Below are 19,135 nucleotides of genomic sequence, written 5' to 3'. Positions count from 1 at the left end.
TATTATTTCTTGGGACGTGTTCGATGGGTCGGAATAGCTTGCAAAGGGTCGTCTGGCCAATAATGCTTAGGATACCGTCCTTTTAGATCCTTTTTAACCTCAAAATAAGTGCCACGCCAAAAGCTTGCAAGGTCAGAAGTCACCTGCATCGGTCTTCTTGCCGGTGACAAAAGATGAAGCAAAACAGGTACCTTCCCCCCTCCAATTCTAGGGGTGTCTAACTGTCCAAACATCTCTTGCAAACGCACAGCCAGTACGGGAGCAGCTGGATTAGCATAGTCCACCGGCACACGCGAACCACTAGGAACTGTTATATGTGTCGGTGCTTCCTGTTCAAGAAACTGTCGCTGATTCCAGTCCAGCAGCCCCTCAAGCGCCCGGGATAACGGGATTCGCTGAAGATCGCGCAAGTTCCGCATACCCTGAATATAAGGTAATAGCCATTCATTCAGCGTCTCAATTAATGATTCATCTGAGACATCCGGCCAATCTGAACGTAAGGCATGCATAAACATTAACCGCTCACGAAGCTGCAGGGTTCCCTTTTCCCACGGTAAGATATCAATCCCATCCTCTGCGATTACACTTAGCAGTACTTTCGCTGTTTCTTCTGCGGAGGGTCTTTCATGTGACGTTTCTTTTAAGACAAGAGCGCCAAGCATCGTTTGGCGGCGTTTTTTCACGCTTCCACTTTCTTTATCCCAATACACGTCAGAATCCTCTATGATGTGATCTGCATGATATTTAAGCAGTTGTCCTTCTTCTAGCTCAGCTGCCAGCAAGATTGCGCCTTGTGTGGCTCGATCGTCAACAGATGCAGCCACAATATAAGCGGATCGGGCCAGAGGTTGCCCTTCCCGCATGGCCACGCCACGACCGGCGGATAGCAGAAACGCGCCATCACCGCGTTTCTGCCCGATACGGTCGGGATAGGCGAACGACAGAAGCAGACCGCAGGGGCTGATGTCGTTCACGGTCCCGACCGGCGCTGCTTGCAGCTGCGCCAGGAAATTGCGGCTCTCGCGCACCACCGCGCGCAGAGCCGCAGGGTCCGCTCCGCCCGTATCGGCGGAGCGCTCGAACCGGAGCAGCGCCTCTACGCGGAGCGTGAGGTCGCAATCTTGTGCCGCGGGACCCTTGAACAGGTCCCGCTCTTGCAGCAGCGCCGCCAGCCGGCAGGCGAGCGGTGCTGCGCCAAGCTCTGCCGCGCGCAGCAGCATATGCGCGGCTCGCGGATGCGCGCCAAGCGCGGCCATGCTGCGGCCGTGCGCCGTGATGGCGCCGCCGGCGTCCAGCGCGCCGAGCTGGCGCAGTAACGCGGTGCCCTGCGCATAGGGCGCAGCGGGCGGCGCGTCAAGCCAAGCTAGCGCGGCAGGATCGCGCACGCCCCACAGCGCCAGCTCCAAAGCGAGCTGCGCAAGATCCGTCTCCATAATCTCCGGCACATTGTCATCCGGAAGGCGATTATGTTCCTCCTGACTCCACAGCCTGTAGCATACGCCCGGAGCTGTCCGCCCGGCCCGTCCACGCCGCTGATCGGCAGAGGCTTTCGATACCGGAACCGTTGTAAGACTTGGCATTCCCGTACGCGGAGAGAAAATCTGCGTGCGACGCAGCCCTGTATCAATTACCGTTCGCACACCTTCAATCGTCAAGCTTGTCTCTGCAATGGAGGTCGCTAGCACGACTTTACGTTCACCTTCTTTAGACGGAGCCACTGCAGCATCCTGCATAACCTGTGGTAATTGTCCATACAAAGGGCGAAGTACGACCCCATCCGAAAGCTTACCCTGTTCCAGCTCATTTTGGGTTCTGCGAATCTCTCGTTCACCCGGCAAGAATACAAGAATATCTCCCGGCTGTTCAGCAAGCGCACGTCTCACTACGGCTGTGGCCGATTTTTCAATCGGAAGATTCCCTGTAGTTGGGGTATAGATAGTTTCCACCGGATAGGTTCGTCCCGGACAATCAACGACTGGTGCATCGCCCAGCATAACCGAGACCCGTTCACTATCTAGTGTTGCTGACATAATCAGAATCCGAAGATCATCACGCAGCACTGCCTGCGCTTCCAGCGCCAGAGCTAGTCCCAGATCCGCATGTAGACTACGCTCATGGAACTCATCAAAAATAATCAGACCCACATCCCCTAGTGATGGATCACTCTGAAGCATCCTCGTTAAGACACCTTCAGTCACTACAACAATTCGTGTATGCTTGCCTACCTTAGTGTCGTTCCGCATCCGATAACCTACCGTCTGTCCAACACTCTCTCCAAGGCAGGACGCCATGTAAGTTGCAGCTGATCTTGCAGCAAGTCTTCTGGGCTCTAGCATAAGAATGCTTTTACCAGCCATCCATGGCTCGTCCAGAAATGCCGGAGGCGTTCCTGTTGTTTTGCCCGCACCGGGTTCTGCGATCAGAACAGCCGCCGGTGAGGAGCTAAGTATGTGTTTCAGGTCTGGAAGCACATGTATAATTGGAAGCTGTTTCATTATATCTCTCCATCGTTTGTAATAATATGTTATGATTTCCTTTGATGTGGACTAAACCCTATTCATCATGTGCGAAAAAACTTCAAAGATCAAGACAATCTGTACTTACTATTTCAAGTATAACTTTCTTATATTATAGAAAAGGAGGCTTTCTAAAATGCTTGTAACTACAACTACTGCCGCTATTTCAGATTTATCTATACTCAGCAAGATCGATAGCATGGTCATTGGCAGCGAAAATCGCAAACCTAAAATCGAGCAATACATTCTAAACGAGCAATGTGTTGTAGCTTCGATTAACAGTGAGCCTGTCGGTTATGCTTGTTACGATACCACTTTTTTCGAATGCTGTTTTATTCAGCTCGTAATTGTGAATCCTAATTTCAGACGTCTTGGCATTGCCGGTGCACTTATTCGTTACATTGAAGAACATTCTCCAACCCCAAAGCTGTTTACTTCCACCAATGAGTCCAATACGATCATGCAGCAAGTGTGTCTTTCTCTAGGATTTGTAAGAAGCGGAATCATTGAGAATTTAGACGATGGTGATCCAGAATGGGTATATTTCAAGCAAGCAAGATGAGAATACACTTATGAAGCGAAGTACGCAAAAAGGCAACTCTTTCGTCTAAACCGACTTAGAGATGCCTTTATATCATACTATTTATCCTCATGTCCATACAAAAGAACCCTAATAATCGTTATTCTTCTTCCCTAATTATCTGTTCGTGTATTTGAACACTGTATTCCATAAAAGCAGAATTACTATCTAAGCCTCGTTCACGCAGAAGCTCTTGCAGACGCAGCCTTTTCAATGACAATTTTGCCCGGATTGCCTTGCCTTCACTAGTTTCAATACCTCCGCTATGGTGGCAGGCAGCGAGCAGCCCTTCGAGGGTAACGCATTCTGCACGCAATGATACTTCCTCGGACACCAGCCCGGAATTCTTCATAATTTTGAACGACATGCGCAATTCTTCTGGCACGCCCGATAAATCCTCAAGCTCCAGTGGCTTGCCATGCCCAGGTAAATCTCGAAATTCCCCATTACGCATAGATTCTTGAATTCGCTGCTCAACCAGCCAGGACATCATCCCCATATACGCAGCCCCCTTCCCATTCACCAATGCCACACCCTATGATCCTCCTCGCCAAAGCAAAAGTATGGCAAGCAGAATTGCGTCTATTTTAGCATAAAAAACTGTAGATATACATCAAACTGCCGCAATGTATTCTTATAAAAGGCGATGCTTTTCCGCTCTGTGAATCTTCCTCGTCATCGCAGATCGTTCGGACTAAGGAGCCCTAATTTCGCAATTTCAGGCTATTTTGCTACACTATCGGACTCAGTTGCACCTATTCACACAAATACACCCTATTTTTAATAGAAATTGTGGAAATAAGAGCTATGGCTATGCAGTCCGATACCGCTAAAATAAGCACTAAAAAGCTCAAATAGCTGCAATGCAGTCCGAAAAGTCTGCGCATCCTCATATTCGCCTCCGCAGATCGCTCAGGACTCAAGAGTCCCCATTCCGCAAATTCAATTCATTCTGCTACACCATCATTCTCTGCTCCCTGTCCGTAACATATTACAGACGCCTAACCAAACCGTACAATAGTTTTTTTTCATGCGAACAATTGTTATACTCGTTCTAATAAGCCTCAACTCAACAAGAAAAACGCCTGACGTCGTCCTTGGAGGTAGAGTTACAAGCTGAGTACATCCGTAATTCCATACTCGTATCCATATACACCTTCGTAGTGAGGTTCCGCTTACGGACCGAATGGCTTTATTTCGATGAAATGAGCACATATATTAGGGACGGACCGTATTGCACTTATTCCCTAATAACAAGCCCCTTCCCGGGTGATCTGGGGTGAATAACAGCGCTGGCTCATTTACGTTACCGGCGGCACATTGTATTCGGTTTTTCGCATACATTTGGCTCATTTACGTTACCGGCGGCACATTGTATTCGATTTTTCGCATACATTTGGCTCGTTTATATTACCGTCGGCACATTGTATTCGATTTTTCGCATACATTTGGCTCATTTACGTTACTGGCGGCACATTTGTATTCGGTTTTTCGCATACATTTGTCCGTAGGCTCGACTAAAACATGCAATTCGGAGGATATAAGGTCCGTTCGGTTTTTAGAATCTGATGGATGACTCCTCGTTTATTTCATGTCTCCTGCTTCTTCACGTTCACCCCTCCTTCCTCTTTCTTCGGAGTTATCCACATTTTTTTTGTATTGTATAATTTCCTAAACAATAAAAAAGGACTACAACAGTAGTCCAAAGGAGAAATATAACATGATAGCTAACCTCAAAAAAGTTGATGATCATTATGTCGCTCGTTTCGAACGTCAACTAAAACATCCCGCATCAGAAATATGGTCCTTTCTGACAGAGAATGAGAAGCTTGCTTTATGGTTCACTGAATTAAGTGTTGAAGACCTGCGTAAAGGTGGATTAATCAAGTTTGATATGCAAGACGGGACCTTTGAAGAAATGACGATTACCGCCCTGCAACATGAATCCGTTCTTGAATTTACGTGGGCTGAAGATTCAGTTCACTTTGAGCTATATCCAAATTCAGAAGGATGTTTACTCGTCTTGAATGAAACGATCCGGACGCTCACGCCACACACCCCCCGAGATTTAGCTGGCTGGCATGTATGTCTGGATGTGATCCAGCATCTTCTGGATGGTACCACGCTAGAGTCGCGAAAAGCTGAATGGAACGTTTGGTATGAACAATACCAAGAAGCGATCTCTAAATTAGGATAATAAAGACTCTGCTCCATCAATCACAATTTGCGCACCTGTAATATGAATGGATTCATCGGAAGCCAAAAAAGAAACTAGATCGGCAACATTATCCGGTTTACCCGGCCCATCTGCCAGCGGCTGCGCACCATCGGGAAATTCAATCGGAATGACGATCGCTTCTACCTCTTCGTTCATTTCAGTGGTTTCATCTATATTGGTAGCAATCGCCCCGGGGCAGATCACATTCACTCGGATTTTAAACTTAGCAAGCTCAAGTGCAGCCATTTTGGCAAAAGCCACCTGTCCAGCTTTGGTAGTGCTATACGTAGACCATCCAAAGCTGGCAAATCTAGTATTCCCATTGATGGAGCTAGTGATGATAATGCTACCTTTCCCTTTATCCTTCAGATGAGGGATCGTATATTTAAAGGTCAAAAAGGTCCCCGTCAAGTTCACCGACATCGTGCGTTCCCAATCACTCAAGCTCAGTTCCTCTATAGGTCCGACCGCACCATTGATTCCCGCGTTAGCGAATACTACATCTAAGCTGCCGAATTGTTCGACTGTCCTGCGAACGCCTTCCTCCATCCCTTTTTCATCCGAAGTATCTACCTCTATGGCTAATGCACTATCTTTGCGAAACTTGTTCAACTTATCCGCTAAAGATGAGGTACGTTCAAGATTCAAATCAAAAAGCGCTACATTAGCACCTTCCCTCGCCAGCTTAATAGCGGTAGCCCGGCCAATTCCTGAGCCCGCTCCTGTAATAATTGCTGTTTTCCCAATAAATCTTTGTTTCTTAGCTATGTTTGGACTCATATGTAATCTCTCCTTTAAGATCTCTAAGTGATGTACTATGGATCAAGATTACCCAAAACCATGTACACTGGAATCATCTTCACAAAAAAAATCCCCGTTCAAAAGCTTGAACAGAGAGTTTCATCTATATTGATCCATTTAATTGTCCAGCTTCCGCACGTCCACTTTCACGGTCAGAGTGCCTGCTCCACCACGATATACGCCTTTTACAGGTACAATATCTTTGTAGTCCCGTCCGTGACCTAACTTAATATAACGCCAATTGACCTCAACATTATTCGTCGGATCGAAACCAAGCCAACCTGTACCCGGAATGTGAGTCTCCACCCAAGCATGTGAGGCTTGCTCAAAATTAGCATTACTCCCTTGCAAATCACCGACAAAATGATATCCACTTACATATCTGGACGGCAGACCGACACTACGGCAAACAGCAATCATTAGATGAGCATAATCCTGACATACACCGCGTTTAAGCTTCAGTGCTTTTTTTACCGTAGTATTTACACTTGTAGCCTCAGGGTCATAGGTGAACTGTTCATAAATCGTCGCAGATAGTTTAAGAATCCATTCATACATATCCTCTGCTTCATTAAAAGGGTACTGTGAGGCAAACTCCACTAATTCAGGCGTCACCTCGGTATAACGAGTCGGCAAAATAAACTCAATATAACGGTTCTGAAATCCCTCGTCATTTAACAATCTAATTTGTTCTTCAAGAGTTGTTCTCGGGAGGTCTGTCCCCTGAGCTTTATCCAGTGTAACTACAGTAGCTTTAGTGTGGATGACCATCTCCGTATGCGGCTTATTAACCGAATAGGCATGGACCCGATTTCCGAAGAAATCCTCATAGGTTAATAGATTGGCTGGCGGATAAATATCCACTTCATGATGGTAACAGGATTGGCGATAATTCGTGCGTGGCGTGAGTCTGATCTCATTGACACTGTCCGTAACCGGCTCTGGATAGCTGTATGTGGTGGTATGATTGATTTGAATCTTCATACAGACACTCCTTCTCGCCGAAAAAAGGCGCCCTCCATTGTTTTACCAAGTTTTTGACAGGATATCACCAGCGATTTAAGCACATCTTCCACTAGCTCGCCGGACATTTCTTCTTTTTCCATATAATCCAGCTCTGCTTTTAGCTTACCCGCTTGACGGATAACCTTCTCATGGCCTGAACCTTTCTCTGAGGAATCTAGTTCAAGCTTTGCTAAATGCTCTTCCAGCTGATGAAAAGAAAAACGAATGGAACGCGGAAATTTGGGATTTGCAATCAAGAAATCTAAAATGCTCTCCGGGGACATAGCATCAGCATAATAACGGCGAAACGCCTGGTACCCACTAACAGATTTAAGCACCGCCTGCAACTGAGTATAAACCGCGTTAAGCTCCTTAAAACGGCATGAGACAATGACCGCCTGCAAGATACGAGTTGTATTCTCTGCCCGCTCTAGAAACCGTCCGCTCTCAATGAAATGCCACTCATTCCCTCTAAGCATGACCGACTGCTCTGCACCGAGAAACATGGCTGTACGCTCCTTAACCTGCTGATAGAACTGATGTGGACCACTCATAATATCTGCAACAGACCGCTCACCAAGCCATAGGTTGAAGCTGTTGACAACATCCCATAATTCACTTGGAAGCTGCTGACGGAGTGTCCGCAGATTATTTCTAGCATGATGTACACAAGAGAATAATGAATTAGAATTGCCTAAATCAAGTGTGATGAAAGATAGGACATCCTGCTCGGAAAAGGTTTCGAACTGCTGCATATATTCACCTCGAACGCCTAGCGCATCGATTAACCTTGACCATTTATGTCCTTCTTCATGAAAATCCTCTTCCTGCTGGATATGATAATGAACATTGATTAGCCGCGCATGATTCTCTGCCCTTTCAATATATCTGCCGATCCAGAACAAAGCTTCAGCATTTCGATTCAGCATCTCCAGCCACTCCCTTATCCTACAAATTGATGCTGCATTTTATTATTCACTTCATCTACATAGCAGTATCATGCCATGACCCAAGTATCCTTTACGCCACCACCTTGTGAGGAGTTCACGACCAATGATCCTTCTTTCATAGCCACCCGTGTCAATCCCCCAGGTATAACATGCGGCTTCCGGTCAGCACCCATTAATACAAACGCCCGAAGGTCGATATGTCTCGGTGCCATTGTTCCACCTGATAATACCGGTGCTCTAGATAGAGACATGATCGGCTGCGCAATATAACGTTCCGGGTCGGCAATAATCTTCATTCTGAATTCAGCCAGCTCCTCTTTCGTAGCTTCACTTCCGATCAGCATTCCATATCCCCCGGATAAAGAGGTTTCCTTCACAACCATTTCAGATAGGTTCTCAAGGACATATAAACGTTCATCAGGTCTGCCTAGCAAATAGGTCGGGACATTTCCAAGAATCGGTTCTTCATTCAGATAATAACGAATCATATCCGGTACATAGACATACATCGCTTTATCATCAGCAACACCAGTCCCCGGGGCATTAGCAATCGCTACATTCCCTGCCCGATACGCATTCATCAGACCCGCCACCCCTAGAAGTGAATCCGGCTGAAAAGCTAACGGATCAATGAAATCATCATCCAAACGCCGATACAGTACATCTACACGGCGAAGTCCGTTCATTTCTTTTAAATATATTTTGTGATCCTTTGCAACCAAATCTCGTCCTTCTACCAAATGTATACCCATCTGTTGCGCTAAAAAAGCATGCTCATAATAAGCAGAATTGTATTCCCCAGGTGTAAGAAGTGCGATAACCGGATCTGACTTTCGTGAGGGTGATAAACTACGTAGAACGGACAAGAAGCGATTCAAGCTATGATCAACATCTCGGATGGAGCTGGCAAAGGACAATTCTGGAAACAACTGATTCATCAGGGTTCTGCCTTTAAAAAGATATGAAAAACCTGAAGGCGTTCGTAGATTATCTTCAAGCACATAATATTGCCCATCATGATGGCGGATCAGATCGATTCCCGAGGTAGTAATGTAGGCTCCACCAGGCACCCTTAGACCAGCCATCTCGGGACGAAAATAACAGTTGGAGATGATCATACGCCTTGGAACTATTCCATCCTTTACGATGTACTGCTCATGGTAGATATCATGAATGAACAGATTCAAAGCCGTGATACGCTGAATTATTCCTGCCTCTAGCCTCTCCCATTCATTTTTAGGTATAATGCGTGGAATCATATCGAAGGGAATCGTACGCTCCATGGGATGATCCTGAGCCGGATTGTATAACGTAAAAGTAATTCCTTCCTCCATCATCCTGCGCTGCATCAAATTCTGCTTACCCTGCAGCTCTTCCGAGCTCATTCCGGAAAACATGCGATTCACATGTCTGTAATGCGGCCGGACATTTCTCTTATCTGCATACATTTCATCAAAAAAATGCTGCAGCGGATATGGAGACAGACCTGGCAGAGGATCTAATTTGGACATGAGCCCGACTCCTTTCGATAAATGTTATCTTTACTAACAACCTATACTTTAATTCCTGAAAATATCCATGAAAATATTGTTTTGTATTCCCATAATACGTAAATTCTATTGCCGATGTCAATATATATAACAGAGAAATGTGATCTCTGAATATTTCCGCGGTTTGGAATCGCTTCCTTTCTCTCTTATATAGGCTGTCGGAGCTGAAGTGTAGTTTCTTCATTGAATTGTATGCAGGAGTAGTGACAAGCAGTACTATTATGAATTTTTCATATGTTGGTTTTTTTATATAGTTTTCTGGGGAGGTGAATTCAGTTATATGGTATAATTTGGAACGTTAGGAGAGTGAACAAATGGATCACAAATATACTATGACCATGGAGCAGGAAGAGGCTAGGCGGAATCATATTTTTCTTTTATTTGGCTTATCAGAAGCGGGTTCGATGAAGGTAGCACTTAGTCGTGTAGGTAGACGTCATTTAATAAGAGTACTTTCGTTTAATGAGACGTTCTCTGCTGGACCGCTGTGCAAATTAGATAATGATGAAGGGTGTCATGCCCGTGAGTTATGGTTTCAGGAACGATTTCCGGATCAGGGTTATCATCTCAATCCCCAGCATAAACTGGAAGCTATGATTCAGACCTTAAAAGAAATTCCCGAGGACAAAAAAATCACTATTTGGTGCGGAGACAACTCCCATGATCAGACAGGTTTACGATTTGCACTTTCTGTTCTTAGTGAGCGGAAGCAACCTGTTCATGTTATAAATCCAATCGAAGCTTATGAGAAGCTTCCCGGGATTACGGATCAATTTAGCATGGGCTTATCTCCCCAATCCCTGGGTCAGCTCCCAAACGAAGCGGTGCAAATTATTATCAAAAACACCGAAAATACGGAGCCCCTTACCTCCGCGAAGAGAAAACAGTATGAACTGGAGTGGCAAGAAATCAGCAACACTGAGGATATGCTTCGAGTATGGTCCAAGGGTCAACTAACGAATGTACCCGAAACATACTATGACGAAGACATTCTGTCCTTAATTCTGCAACTGCAAAAGAATGAACAGGGCGATCATTTCGTAAATGCGGGACTTAATGCAGGTACAATTATAGGGCAGTGGAATTTATTTATCAGTACCTCATTTATAGAATATCGCTTTTGGAGGCTTATTAGTGAGGGAAAGCTGTTATTTAAAGGGATACCCTACGCGCTGCATTTGTACTTTTTAAGAATTCCTTAATGGTCACTACATTAACAACTAACTAGCATTTAATAAAAAAGGAATGCCCTCATAACTAAATATAGCTTCGAGGACATTCCTTGTAAATGTTGCTTATGAAAATTGTGTGGATGATTGAACTAAGCTTGCTCTTCCGATTCTTCTTCCTCGGTAATTAATCCGGCAAAAAGAGCATGCACGAACTGCTGAGAATCAAATGGCTGCAAATCTTCCATCTTTTCTCCGAGTCCTACGAGCTTCACTGGTAAGTTCATTTCCTGACGAATGGCTACTACAATTCCGCCTTTAGCTGTACCATCCAGCTTCGTCAAGACGAGCCCTGTTACCCCACTCTTTTCACCAAATAGCTTGGCTTGCGTAAGCGCATTTTGACCTGTGGTCGCATCTAGCACCATCAGCACTTCATGCGGAGCACTAGGAATTTCTCTTTGAATAACACGGAAAATCTTGTTGAGCTCTTCCATCAGATTACTCTTATTCTGAAGTCTGCCTGCCGTATCACAAATCAAGATATCTACATTCCGCTGCTTAGCCGCTTGAACAGCATCGAACATAACAGCGGCCGGGTCAGAGCCAGCTTGTTGCTTAATTACGTCTACGCCAGCACGTTGACCCCAAACTTCGAGCTGTTCAATCGCTCCGGCACGGAACGTATCCCCTGCAGCCAAAAGAACTTTTTTACCCTCTTGTTTGTAACGATGTGCTAGTTTACCGATCGTAGTCGTCTTGCCTACTCCATTTACCCCAACGAACAAGATAACTGTAATGCCATCCGGATTTTCCTTCAGGCTGTTATCGTCATCGCCGCGCAGCAATTCCATGAGCTTACGGGACAAAATGGGTTGCAGCTCAGCTGCATCTTCAATTCGCTTTTGCTTTACTTCAGCGCGCAGATCCTCGACAAGTGTCATTACTGTATTAACACCTACGTCCGCACCAATCAAGATTTCTTCCAGCTCTTCGTAGAACTCTTCATCTATTTTTTTACGGCGGATAATCAGGTCCGCTACCTTCTCGACAAAGCCTTTACGGGTTTTTTCTAATCCGTCGCGGAATTGTTTGGTTACACTTTCCGTTTTGCCGGAAATGCTTTCTTTTAACTTCCTGAAAAAGCTCATTTGTTTCCTCCTAAAAGTTTTGTATTAAAAAGCTCAACATTTCGTCAAGCCGTTATGCGATCTCTGCTTCCTCATCCTCTAAACGTACAGAGACAAGCTTGGATACTCCGCCTTCTTCCATCGTCACTCCGTAGAGCACATCCGCCTCTTCCATCGTTCCTTTGCGGTGTGTAACGACGATAAATTGCGTTTGTTCTGAGAACTCACGCAAATACTGTGCAAAACGCACGACATTCGCTTCATCTAGCGCAGCCTCTACCTCATCCAGTACACAGAACGGAACCGGCTTCACTTGCAGGATGGCAAACAAGAGGGCCATCGCAGTTAAAGCGCGTTCCCCACCGGATAGGAGCTGTAGGTTTTGAAGCTTTTTACCCGGTGGCTGGGCTACGATATCTATCCCTGTTTCCAGCATATGCTCTGGATCCAGCAGCATGAGATCCGCTCGTCCGCCTCCGAACAGCTTCGAGAACACCGTACCGAATTGTTTACGGATCGCATCAAAGGTCTGTTTGAAGCGTTTGGACATTTCATCTTCCATCTCACGGATAACTTGGTACAAGGTAGTCTTGGCTTCGACCAGGTCATCTTTTTGTCCGCTGAGGAAGGTATAACGCTCATGAACACGCTGATATTCTTCAATCGCACCTAAGTTCACTTCGCCAAGTGCAGAAATACTGCGTTTCAGACGCTGTACATCCGCTTGTACGGCAGGCACATCTTCAGGTACAGGATAACGTTGCTTCGCTAGTTCATAGCTTAGCTCGTAGTCATCACTCAGCTTACGAAGAATATTATCAAGTTCAACATCCAGACGACCCACAGAAACTTCAGTTGAACGCAGCTTGTCCTCCACGACTCTAAGTGCCTGACGCTGATCCTTGGTCTTGCCCTCCTCTAGCTCAAGCTTACGGGTTAACGCGGAACGTTCCGCCCGAGCTAGATCCAAAGTACCGGCTGTCTCTTCCTTCTTCAGACGATAACTATTCAAATCTTCTTTCTGTTTCACGGTTTCCAAAGCATTACTAGCCAAATCCTGTTCGATCGTATGTAACAGATTTCGATTCTGGCGCAGCTCTTTATCCTGTGAACCCGCATCTTGTCTTAGACGACGTAATTGCTCCTCCAAGGAGAAGATCTCCTGATCGAGCTTGCCTTCCGAAACCTTCATACTGGTCAGCTTACCTTGCAACTCTTCCTTCGCAGATTCATTCGCTTTACGCGCCGATTCGGCATTACGGATACCCTCATGAGCTTCCTTCTCTTCCTTCTCGAGACGTTCAAGCTCAGCAGAGGCTTGTTTTCGAGTCTCCTCAAGCGCGCGAACCTCACTTTCAAAACCACTACGTTCCGCGCCTGTACTCTCCACTTGTTCCTGCACATGCCGAAGCTCCTGTTCAAGCTGCTTCAAATCGCCAGAAACACGTTGCTCTTCCAGTCTTTTCTCATCACCATCACGGCGCAGGTCCTCTAGCTTCACGCTAGCGTTCTCCTGCTCTTCACGAAGTCTGGCTATGCCTTGCTTCAGCTTAACAATTTGACGCTCGCTCTCTTCGATCTCACTGCTCAGCTGATCCAGCTGGCGTTTACGACTAAGTAAGCTATTGTTCTTCTTATGCTGGCTACCACCAGTCATGGAGCCCCCGGCATTGACTACATCACCCTCTAGCGTAACCACACGATAACGATACTGGCATCTAGCGGCGATACGATTCGCCTGCTCCAGGCTCTCAGCAATAACTACATTACCAAGCAAACTGCCAATAATACTTGCATACTTATCATCGTATCCAACGAGTTCGGAACCAATTCCAACAAAACCTTCAGCATCTTCCACCATTCCACGGTCACTACCGGAAATTTGGCGTGGCCGGATAACATCGAGTGGTAGAAAAGTAGCTCGTCCCAATTGACGTTGCTTCAGGAAAGATATCGCTTGGCGAGACACGCTCTCATTATCCATAACCACGTGTTGCAGCGATGCACCCAGCGCAGTCTCAACAGCCATTTCCAGCTTCTCCGGAACGGAGATGAGTTCAGCAACCGCACCATGCACACCGTTAAGCTGTCCTTTACGGGCTCCTTTGAGAACTTCTTTAACCCCAAGCATAAAGCCATCGAAATCATCCTGCATTTCTTTCATGGTCTCGTGACGGGAGACTTGTGCTTCCCGCTTCTGTTCCCACTTTCTCAGACCTGATTGCGTCTCTTCAATCAGCTTCTGACGTTTACTAAGTTGTTCACTCTCAGTAATATAAGCACCACGAAGATTGCTTAGTTCTTTTCCAAGCTGGGCAATCTTATCTTTTAACCCTTTCTGGTTAGCAGACAACTCTTCATGCCGTGCAGTCCATTTGCCGCTTTCTTCTTCACTGCGGCTCATACGACGTTCCAGATTCTCCTTCTGTTGATCCGCGTAACGAATTTCGTTACGCGCATTCGCCATAAGGTTCATTAACTCCAGGAGAGCACTTTTCAGCTTCTCCTCCTGGCTCTGACTAATACCGTCAGCGACACCTTCGAGTCTTGTCTCTTCCGCTTCGATCTGTTTCCGAAGCTCAACAAGCTTGAGACGGGACGCTTCGAGCTTAGCTTCTAAATCTCCAAGCTCGCGTTGTCGATCCGCAGAACGTTCACCTACAGAACCTAATGTGAGCATTAACTGTTCTCGGTTGCTCTCAAGATTACGCTTGCGTTCTTTCAACACTTCCCCGTAACCTTCGCTCTTCTCATAAGCCTCACTATAACGGAGCAATTGCTCTTGCTGCTTCTCGATCTGTTCTTCTAACGCGCGCAGTTCGGCACGTCCGCTTTCCAGCTTGGCATCATGGGCTGAGACTACAGTAGATAATTCCAGTTGCTCATCCTTTAAAGTTTCGAGCTTAGTGTTACCTTCCTGCCAAGCTGTATGAATCCCTTCAATCTGATGCACATAGACTGAAATTTCCTGATGCTTCAGTTGTTCCCGAAGCTCTTTAAAGCGAATGGCCTTCTCCGATTGATCCTTTAGTGGACCAATCTGATCCTCAAGCTCACTAATCAAATCGTGAATACGAAGCAAATTTTGCTCCGTGTCGTCAAGCTTACGACTTGCATCTTTTTTGCGCGATTTATATTTTACAATACCCGATGCCTCTTCAAAGATGCCTCGCCGATCTTCGGAACGAGTACTCAGAATCTCTTCAATCCGACCCTGTCCGATAATCGAATAAGCCTCACGCCCGATACCGGTATCCATGAACAGCTCTGTGATATCCTTCAGTCGGCAGGATTGCTTATTAATTAAATATTCACTCTCACCACTACGGTGAACACGCCGAGTCACTGTAACTTCGCTGAAATCCAATGGAAGCGTGTGATCCTCATTATCGAGCGTAAGTGATACTTCACCATAATTCACAGCTTTACGCGCGTCACTACCGGCAAAAATAATATCTTCCATCTTGCCGCCACGCAGTGATTTAGCACTCTGTTCGCCGAGCACCCAGCGTATGCCGTCAGAAATATTGCTCTTGCCGCTTCCGTTCGGACCCACTACGGCCGTTATTCCGCGCACAAATTCCATTTCTGTTTTGTCGGCAAATGATTTAAAACCAGCTAATTCTATCCGTTTCAAAAACATACTTGCCTATCACCTCTGACCCATTATACCATAGCGTTTATTCGCCTAAAATAGCTTCAAAATGAAGCTTGGCTATTCTTTCGAAAAAGAGCAGCAACGGTCTGAGCTCCGCCTAAACGCCGGTATTCAGACCTTTGCTGCTCTCCTCCGCTTGTCCACATGATGCAAAATTCAGGCACCATCTTCTTTCAGATGCAACAGTGCAGCTGCTGCAGCCTGCTGCTCTGCTTCCTTCTTCGAGCGGCCGCTCCCTTTACCAAGTGAACGGTTAGTCATTAACACTTCAGAGACGAATTCACGCTCATGCGCGGGTCCCCGTTCTTCAATGATCCGATATTCCAACGTACCCATATTGTGCTGCTGAATTAGCTCTTGCAGTTCCGTCTTATAATCGGTCATCTGCATTTGCAGTTTCCCATCCGTCTCCACAAGTGGAAATACGTGATTATCAAGAAAAGACCGTACAGTTTCCAGTCCTTGGTCAAGATAAAGCGCTCCCACGAAGGATTCGAACACATCAGCCAGCAGGGCCGGGCGAGTACGACCGCCCGTAAGTTCTTCCCCTTTTCCCAGCAGTACATAACGGCCAAAACCTAAACTCTCAGCGAACTTAACCAGCGAAGGCTCGCATACGATAGCGGCACGTAGCTTGGTCAGTTCCCCTTCAGGTCGATCTGGCAACAGATTGTACAAATATTCAGAAACCGTCAGCTCCAGTACAGCATCCCCTAGAAATTCGAGACGCTCATTATCCTGATGCTGATTGAAACGGTGTTCATTCACATATGATGCATGGGTAAAGGCCTGCTTCAGAAGCACAGAATCGTGAAATTGGATTTGAAGTTGCTGTTGTAACTGCTTCAGTTCTCCTTTCACCGCGCTGTCCCCTTACTGATTATATTTTTTTAGAATAACTGTTGCGTTATGTCCCCCGAATCCAAACGAATTCGACATTACAATATCAAGATCCGCTTTACGTGGAACATTTGGTACATAATCCAAATCACATTCTGGGTCCTGGTTGTCCAAATTAATCGTAGGTGCAATCATACCCTTTTGCAAAGAGAGTCCGCAGATAATAGCTTCTACACCACCGGCAGCACCTAGAAGATGACCTGTCATGGATTTCGTTGAGCTAATAGCTACTTTATAGGCATGTTCGCCCAATGCTTTCTTAACAGCAGCCGTTTCTGATCGATCTCCTACAGGCGTTGAAGTACCATGTGCGTTAATGTAATCAATATCTTCAGGAGAGATACCAGCATCACGGATTGCCATCTTCATGCAGCGAGCTGCTCCATCTGGATCCGGTTCAGTCATATGGTGAGCATCAGCGCTTAGACCATAGCCGATAACCTCAGCATAAATCTTCGCTCCACGCTTCTCAGCATGTTCAAGGGATTCCAGAATCAAGATTCCAGCGCCCTCTCCCATAACGAAACCATCACGATCTACATCAAATGGCCGACTAGCTTTCTCCGGCTCATCATTACGAGTGGACATCGCTCTCATTGCACAGAATCCTGCCATTCCTGTTGGACGAATGGTCGCTTCCGAACCACCGCAGATCATAGCATCCGCGTCTCCACGTTGAATCAGACGGAATGATTCCCCAATGGAATGACTTCCTGTAGCACAGGCTGTCACTGTAGTCGTATTCGGTCCCTTTGCACCGAGGTTAATGGACAGCTGCCCAGAACCCATGTTAGCGATCATCATCGGGATAAAGAACGGGCTAACCCGTTTTGGCCCTTTTTCAAGCAACAGATTATGATTGTCTTCCCAAGTACCAAGACCACCGATACCCGAACCAACAGATACACCGATTCGTTCAGCATCGATATCTTCACCGATCTTAAGTCCACTGTCGCGCAATGCATCTTCACCGGCAGCCACTGCAAATTGTACAAAACGGTCCATTTTGCGGGCTTCCTTGCGGCCAAAAAGCGCCTCAGGATCAAAGTCTTTAACTGATGAAGCAATTTGCGTAGTGTATTCACTGACATCAAACGCTTCAACCATCGATACACCTGATTTACCGCTCATCAGATTATCCCAGAACGTCTCCAAGTCTTTCCCTAGTGACGTAATTACGCCCATCCCGGTTACAACCACTCTATGACTCAAACACAATCACCCCATCTATAGGTTGTATACATTATATTCAGTACTTATATACTGCAAATATACTGCAAATTATTACTATATGAACAGCGATCACCGCATCATTAAAGCTTACGCGGTTCTGTTATAATCCCTATAAAGCTGCACATGGCAACCTTTAATACATCTTTAATGCTGTATAAATGAGGAGAAGCCCCGCCCAAGTTGGAACGGGACTCTCAATCATATGACTCTAGGTATGAGATTGTATGTACTTCACAACTTCACCCACGGTCGTAATCGTCTCTGCATCTTCATCAGAGATTTCCATGTCGAATTCATCTTCCAATTCCATAACCAATTCTACTACATCAAGAGAATCAGCACCTAAATCATCTTTGAAAGACGCTTCTAATGTTACCTCAGCTTCATCGGCACCTAAGCGGTCGATGACAATGCGTTTTACACGCTCTAATACATCGGACATCCGGTTCACCTCCTCTTTTGGTATTATACGAGATATGAGGTCAAAATACCATAGACCGCAAAAAACGCTTTCCTGATCCCTCACATTTCATCTTTAAAACAGTGTAATTTCTCCCAAGCATAAAACGCCTTCGGCCTCCTTATAAGGACGGTAAGTGTTTTAGCGAGAAATATAAGGATAAGTATAGTGTGAAACTTATACTTTCTTATATTTTCAAAGGAGAGTTACATATACATCCCGCCATCCACGTGTAGTGTCTGGCCGGTCATATAAGCGGCGCCTTCAGAAGCCAGGAAAACAACTGCCATAGCTATCTCTTCCGGACGCCCAAGGCGAGCTAGTGGAATGCCCTTCTCTAGCTCACTGCGAACTTCTTCAGAAAGCTCACGTGTCATATCTGTATCGATAAAACCAGGAGCGATACAGTTGACAGTGATGCCCCGCGAGGAGAGCTCACGAGCGGCTGCTTTCGTCAGGCCGATGACACCAGCCTTAGCTGCAGAGTAATTAGCCTGACCAGGGTTACCTGTCACGCCCACAACCGAGGAAATATTAATGATACGACCATAACGTTGTTTCATCATCGGACGTGTAGCTGACTTAAGGCAATTAAACACACCTTTCAGATTCGTCTCGATCACTTGATCGAACTCTTCCTCTTTCATGCGCATAATCAGATTATCCCTGGTAATGCCGGCATTATTGACAACAATGTCAATACGTCCCCAGGTATTAAGAACCTCTTTCACAAGGCTCTCGGCCTGTTCACTATTGCCGACATCTCCCCGGAGCGCAATCCCCTCCGAGCCAAGCTCGGCAATACGAGCCACTGTCTCGTGTGCCGCTGCTTCACTCCCTGCATAGTTCACAGCCACCTTTACGCCGTGTTCTGCAAGTGCAAGCGCGATACTACGACCAATGCCACGTGAGCCGCCAGTTACAAGGGCTGTCTGGCCCCGCAATGCTGAGAACATAGTTTAATC

15 protein-coding genes are annotated in these 19,135 nt (G+C 46.2%); 3 read left to right on the top strand and 12 right to left on the bottom strand.

The features are described from left to right. Window positions 1–2: 2 nt before the first annotated feature. The gene (gene hrpB / locus ACN6KS_RS13160) at window positions 3–2,495 is read right to left on the bottom strand and encodes an ATP-dependent helicase HrpB (protein WP_440962166.1); all 2,493 of its coding nucleotides are present in this window, start codon (window positions 2,493–2,495) and stop codon (window positions 3–5) included. 157 nt (window positions 2,496–2,652) lie between these two features. Here hrpB and ACN6KS_RS13155 point away from each other — a divergent pair, with 157 nt between their 5' ends. Then, window positions 2,653–3,078, top strand: a complete 426-nt coding sequence (locus ACN6KS_RS13155; protein ID WP_094878256.1) for a GNAT family N-acetyltransferase — start codon at window positions 2,653–2,655, stop codon at window positions 3,076–3,078. A gap of 118 nt (window positions 3,079–3,196) precedes the next feature. Here ACN6KS_RS13155 and ACN6KS_RS13150 read toward each other — a convergent pair whose 3' ends face one another. Further along, window positions 3,197–3,628, bottom strand: coding sequence for a DnaJ family domain-containing protein (locus ACN6KS_RS13150; RefSeq protein ID WP_440962165.1), 432 nt, complete (start codon window positions 3,626–3,628; stop codon window positions 3,197–3,199). 1,188 nt (window positions 3,629–4,816) lie between these two features. Between ACN6KS_RS13150 and ACN6KS_RS13145 the strand changes: the two genes are divergently transcribed. After that, the gene (locus ACN6KS_RS13145) at window positions 4,817–5,293 is read left to right on the top strand and encodes an SRPBCC family protein (protein ID WP_440962164.1); all 477 of its coding nucleotides are present in this window, start codon (window positions 4,817–4,819) and stop codon (window positions 5,291–5,293) included. On the opposite strand, the gene ACN6KS_RS13140 is transcribed toward ACN6KS_RS13145, so the two are convergent. The 4 genes from ACN6KS_RS13140 to ACN6KS_RS13125 all read right to left on the bottom strand — a co-directional run bounded on the left by ACN6KS_RS13140 (window position 5,285) and on the right by ACN6KS_RS13125 (window position 9,581). Further along, entirely contained in the window at window positions 5,285–6,094 is an 810-nt protein-coding gene (locus ACN6KS_RS13140; protein ID WP_440962163.1) for an SDR family oxidoreductase, read from the bottom strand. The two genes, ACN6KS_RS13145 and ACN6KS_RS13140, sit on opposite strands and share 9 nt — an antisense overlap. 138 nt (window positions 6,095–6,232) lie before the next feature. Next, window positions 6,233–7,099, bottom strand: coding sequence for a transglutaminase family protein (locus tag ACN6KS_RS13135; protein WP_094874597.1), 867 nt, complete (start codon window positions 7,097–7,099; stop codon window positions 6,233–6,235). Then, on the bottom strand, window positions 7,096–8,049 hold the full coding sequence (locus ACN6KS_RS13130) for an alpha-E domain-containing protein (RefSeq protein WP_094874596.1): 954 nt from the start codon (window positions 8,047–8,049) through the stop codon (window positions 7,096–7,098). The genes ACN6KS_RS13135 and ACN6KS_RS13130 overlap by 4 nt, the downstream gene beginning before the upstream one ends. Before the next feature lie 68 nt (window positions 8,050–8,117). After that, window positions 8,118–9,581 (bottom strand): circularly permuted type 2 ATP-grasp protein, encoded by a 1,464-nt coding sequence (locus tag ACN6KS_RS13125; RefSeq protein ID WP_042127226.1) that lies wholly within the window; start codon window positions 9,579–9,581, stop codon window positions 8,118–8,120. A gap of 353 nt (window positions 9,582–9,934) precedes the next feature. On the opposite strand from ACN6KS_RS13125, the gene ACN6KS_RS13120 reads away from it, so the two are divergent. Next, on the top strand, window positions 9,935–10,822 hold the full coding sequence (locus tag ACN6KS_RS13120; RefSeq protein ID WP_440962162.1) for a DUF1835 domain-containing protein: 888 nt from the start codon (window positions 9,935–9,937) through the stop codon (window positions 10,820–10,822). A 119-nt stretch (window positions 10,823–10,941) separates the two neighbouring features. On the opposite strand, the gene ftsY is transcribed toward ACN6KS_RS13120, so the two are convergent. The 6 genes from ftsY to fabG all read right to left on the bottom strand — a co-directional run bounded on the left by ftsY (window position 10,942) and on the right by fabG (window position 19,126). Next, window positions 10,942–11,940 (bottom strand): signal recognition particle-docking protein FtsY, encoded by a 999-nt coding sequence (gene ftsY / locus ACN6KS_RS13115; RefSeq protein WP_440962161.1) that lies wholly within the window; start codon window positions 11,938–11,940, stop codon window positions 10,942–10,944. Between the two features lie 52 nt (window positions 11,941–11,992). After that, window positions 11,993–15,562: a chromosome segregation protein SMC gene (gene smc, locus ACN6KS_RS13110; protein ID WP_440962160.1), complete on the bottom strand. Its 3,570-nt coding sequence runs from the start codon at window positions 15,560–15,562 to the stop codon at window positions 11,993–11,995. 171 nt (window positions 15,563–15,733) lie between these two features. Then, the gene (gene rnc, locus ACN6KS_RS13105; RefSeq protein WP_042127220.1) at window positions 15,734–16,438 is read right to left on the bottom strand and encodes a ribonuclease III; all 705 of its coding nucleotides are present in this window, start codon (window positions 16,436–16,438) and stop codon (window positions 15,734–15,736) included. A 12-nt stretch (window positions 16,439–16,450) separates the two neighbouring features. Further along, the gene (fabF, locus tag ACN6KS_RS13100) at window positions 16,451–17,689 is read right to left on the bottom strand and encodes a beta-ketoacyl-ACP synthase II (RefSeq protein WP_076282776.1); all 1,239 of its coding nucleotides are present in this window, start codon (window positions 17,687–17,689) and stop codon (window positions 16,451–16,453) included. Between the two features lie 229 nt (window positions 17,690–17,918). Then, complete coding sequence (locus tag ACN6KS_RS13095) at window positions 17,919–18,152, bottom strand: acyl carrier protein (protein ID WP_036686493.1); 234 nt, start codon at window positions 18,150–18,152, stop codon at window positions 17,919–17,921. Between the two features lie 224 nt (window positions 18,153–18,376). Then, entirely contained in the window at window positions 18,377–19,126 is a 750-nt protein-coding gene (gene fabG / locus ACN6KS_RS13090; RefSeq protein ID WP_094878488.1) for a 3-oxoacyl-[acyl-carrier-protein] reductase, read from the bottom strand. Window positions 19,127–19,135 lie beyond the last annotated feature (9 nt).

The organism is Paenibacillus nitricinens, from assembly GCF_052056485.1.
Lineage (GTDB): Bacteria > Bacillota > Bacilli > Paenibacillales > Paenibacillaceae > Paenibacillus_AQ > Paenibacillus_AQ nitricinens.
This window is presented reverse-complemented; position numbering and strand designations above follow the sequence as displayed.

Coding starts and splice junctions, on each gene's coding strand:
- ACN6KS_RS13155 (WP_094878256.1), top strand. CDS start 2,653: ATGCTTGTAACTACAACTACTGCCGCTATTTCAGATTTATCTATACTC.
- smc (WP_440962160.1), bottom strand. CDS start 15,562: ATGTTTTTGAAACGGATAGAATTAGCTGGTTTTAAATCATTTGCCGAC.
- hrpB (WP_440962166.1), bottom strand. CDS start 2,495: ATGAAACAGCTTCCAATTATACATGTGCTTCCAGACCTGAAACACATA.
- ACN6KS_RS13120 (WP_440962162.1), top strand. CDS start 9,935: ATGGATCACAAATATACTATGACCATGGAGCAGGAAGAGGCTAGGCGG.
- ACN6KS_RS13125 (WP_042127226.1), bottom strand. CDS start 9,581: ATGTCCAAATTAGATCCTCTGCCAGGTCTGTCTCCATATCCGCTGCAG.
- fabG (WP_094878488.1), bottom strand. CDS start 19,126: ATGTTCTCAGCATTGCGGGGCCAGACAGCCCTTGTAACTGGCGGCTCA.
- ACN6KS_RS13135 (WP_094874597.1), bottom strand. CDS start 7,099: ATGAAGATTCAAATCAATCATACCACCACATACAGCTATCCAGAGCCG.
- ACN6KS_RS13095 (WP_036686493.1), bottom strand. CDS start 18,152: ATGTCCGATGTATTAGAGCGTGTAAAACGCATTGTCATCGACCGCTTA.
- ACN6KS_RS13145 (WP_440962164.1), top strand. CDS start 4,817: ATGATAGCTAACCTCAAAAAAGTTGATGATCATTATGTCGCTCGTTTC.
- ACN6KS_RS13130 (WP_094874596.1), bottom strand. CDS start 8,049: ATGCTGAATCGAAATGCTGAAGCTTTGTTCTGGATCGGCAGATATATT.
- ACN6KS_RS13140 (WP_440962163.1), bottom strand. CDS start 6,094: ATGAGTCCAAACATAGCTAAGAAACAAAGATTTATTGGGAAAACAGCA.
- ftsY (WP_440962161.1), bottom strand. CDS start 11,940: ATGAGCTTTTTCAGGAAGTTAAAAGAAAGCATTTCCGGCAAAACGGAA.